Genomic DNA, 2,995 nt, shown 5'->3' on the forward strand with positions numbered 1-2,995 from the left:
GTCGAGCTTGTCGGGACCCAGGTCCCGGCAAGCTCGACCACCGGCGTCGGGCACCCCGCACCATCACTATTGGCGACAAGTACGCGACAAGGACTGGCATGGCCGATTCGGCGCCGACCGACATCCTCGAGATGCGCGGCATCACCAAGACATTCCCTGGGGTCAAAGCGCTCCAGGACGTCAACCTCACTGTCCGCCGAGGCGAGATCCACGCCATCTGCGGCGAGAACGGGGCGGGCAAGTCCACCCTGATGAAGGTGCTGTCGGGGGTGTACCCGTTCGGCACCTACGACGGCGACATCGTGCTCGACGGCGAGAACGCCCAGTTCGGCAACATCAACGACTCCGAGGCTCGCGGTGTCGTGATCATCCACCAGGAGCTAGCGCTCGTCCCGTACCTGTCGATCGCCGAGAACATCTTTCTCGGCAACGAGCGACGCCGCGCCGGTGGCGCCATCGACTGGAACAGGACCAACTCCGAGGCAGCTGTGCTGCTGGAGCGGGTGGGGCTGAGCGAGTCGCCCACGGTTCCCATCTCCGCGCTCGGTGTGGGCAAGCAGCAGCTCGTGGAGATCGCCAAGGCGATCTCCAAGGACGTGCGCCTGCTCATCCTCGACGAGCCGACGGCGGCGCTGAACGACAACGACTCCGAGCACCTGCTCGACCTGCTCCGGCAGTTCAAGAGCCAGGGCATCACGTCGATCATGATCTCCCACAAGCTGGGCGAGATCGCCGAGATCGCCGACCGCACCACGATCATCCGTGACGGCCAGTCGATCGAGACCTTCGACATGGCCGAGGCGGGTGGCTCGTCCGAGGCGATCCAGAACCGCATCATCCGCGGCATGGTGGGGCGCGACCTCGACAACCGGTATCCCGGCCGGGAGTCGCACCCGGGCGAGGAGGTGCTGCGCGTCGAGGACTGGACGGTGTACCACCCGACCCAGCCCGGGCGCGCCATCGTCAAGGGTGCGAACCTGAACGTGCGGGCCGGCGAGGTGGTCGGTATCGCCGGCCTCATGGGCGCCGGGCGTACGGAGCTCGTGATGTCGCTGTTCGGCCGCTCCTACGGCCGGGACATCTCCGGAACGGCATACGTGCACGGCAAGAAGATCGACGCCCGCACCGTGCCGGACGCGATCAAGGCCGGCATCGCCTACGTGTCGGAGGACCGCAAGCAGTACGGGCTCAACCTCATCGAGGACATCCGGCGCAACATCTCGGCGGCCGGCCTCGGCAAGCTGTCGAAGAACGGCTTCGTGGACGAGAACGAGGAGCTCAAGGTCGCGGAGGAGTACCGCGAGTCCATGAACATCCGCACCCCCAACGTGCTGGTGGACGTGGGCAAGCTCTCGGGCGGCAACCAGCAGAAGGTGGTGCTGTCCAAGTGGCTGTACACCGCCCCTGAGGTGCTGATCCTCGACGAGCCCACCCGGGGCATCGACGTCGGCGCCAAGTACGAGATCTACACCATCATCAACAAGCTGGTCGCGGACGGGAAGGCCGTGCTGGTCATCTCCTCGGAGCTCCCTGAGCTCCTCGGGATCTGCGACCGCATCTACACCCTGGCCTTCGGCCGCATCACTGGCGAGGTCGACGTGGCCTCAGCCACCCAGGAAGGACTCATGGCCCTCATGACGCAGGAGAACGCACAGGAGACGAAGGCATGACCGGCATCGCGAACATCCGGGACCTGTTCACCCGGAATCTGCGCACGAGTGGTATCTACATCGCGTTCGTGCTGATCATCGTGCTGTTCTCGGTGCTGACCGACGGACTGCTGCTCAGCTCGCGGAACCTGACCAGCCTCGTGCTGCAGTTCTCGTACATCCTCATCCTCGCCATCGGCATGGTGATCATCATCATCGGCGGGCACATCGACCTGTCGGTGGGCTCGGTGGTGGCACTCACCGGAGCCGTGGCCGCCGTGATCGTCATCCGTGGCGATCAGCCGTGGTGGGTGGGCGTGCTCGCCGCCGTCGGCACAGGACTGCTGGTCGGCGCCTGGCAAGGATTCTGGGTGGCCTATGTGGGCATCCCGGCGTTCATCGTGACGTTGGCAGGCATGCTCCTGTTCCGTGGCCTCACGCTCGAGGTGCTCAACAACGTCTCGCTCTCGCCGTTCCCGGCGGAGTACTCGGCCATCGCCTCGGGCTTCCTCAACGGCTTGCTCGGCGGCTACGGGTACGACACCTTCACGCTCGTCATCTTCGCCATCGGTGTGCTGGGCTTCGCGTACAACGCGTGGCGCCAGCGCCGTGCGCGCATCGCGTACAAGCAGACGGTCGAGGCGCCGGTCCTGTTCGTGCTGAAGCTCGTGGTGGTCGCAGCCGTTGTCATGTGGTTCGCGTACAACCTCGCCACGTACCGCGGCCTGCCCGCGGTGCTGATCATCCTGGCCGTGCTGGTCCTGGTCTACACGCTGGTCACCAAGCACAGCGTGTTCGGCCGCCACGTCTACGCCATCGGCGGCAACCTCGCCGCGGCGCAGCTGTCCGGCGTCCGGGTGAAGCGCGTGAACTTCTGGATGTTCGTGAACATGGGCTTCCTCGCCTCGATCGCGGGCATCGTGTACTCCGCGCGGTCGAGCGCCGCGCAGCCCGCGGCGGGCAACATGTTCGAGCTCGACGCGATCGCGGCGTGCTTCATCGGTGGCGCCGCCGTGACCGGCGGCATCGGCACGGTGACCGGTGCGATGGTCGGAGGCCTGATCATGGCCGTCATGTCGAACGGCATGCAGCTCATGGGCATCGACCAGTCGACGCAGCAGATCGTCAAGGGCATCGTCCTGCTCCTGGCCGTCGCGTTCGACGTCTGGAACAAGAAGCGGGCCGCAGCCGCCCGCTGACGCCTGGCGCCTGGCCAGAGAACCGCGAGGGTCTCGACAGCTCGACCACCGGTGTCCGCCATCCGCTCGGTCTGGGACGAACCGCGGCCCGCCGATCCGCCCGTGCGCGTGTGGCGGGACTGGGTGCTCGTCGCCCTTGTCGTGGCC

General features: G+C 66.4%; 2 protein-coding genes. Both read left to right on the forward strand.

Translation table 11 applies throughout. The features are described from left to right. Positions 1-98: 98 nt before the first annotated feature. Positions 99-1,670, forward strand: a complete 1,572-nt coding sequence (mmsA, locus tag AB0I32_RS27165) for a multiple monosaccharide ABC transporter ATP-binding protein (protein WP_357511827.1) — start codon at positions 99-101, stop codon at positions 1,668-1,670. Then, entirely contained in the window at positions 1,667-2,848 is a 1,182-nt protein-coding gene (mmsB, locus tag AB0I32_RS27170) for a multiple monosaccharide ABC transporter permease (protein ID WP_357511829.1), read from the forward strand. Before mmsA ends, mmsB begins: the two co-directional genes overlap by 4 nt. Positions 2,849-2,995 lie beyond the last annotated feature (147 nt).

Origin of the sequence: Promicromonospora sp. NPDC050249, from assembly GCF_040656015.1 — a bacterium.
Lineage (GTDB): Bacteria > Actinomycetota > Actinomycetes > Actinomycetales > Cellulomonadaceae > Promicromonospora.

Coding starts and splice junctions, on each gene's coding strand:
- mmsA (WP_357511827.1), top strand. CDS start 99: ATGGCCGATTCGGCGCCGACCGACATCCTCGAGATGCGCGGCATCACC.
- mmsB (WP_357511829.1), top strand. CDS start 1,667: ATGACCGGCATCGCGAACATCCGGGACCTGTTCACCCGGAATCTGCGC.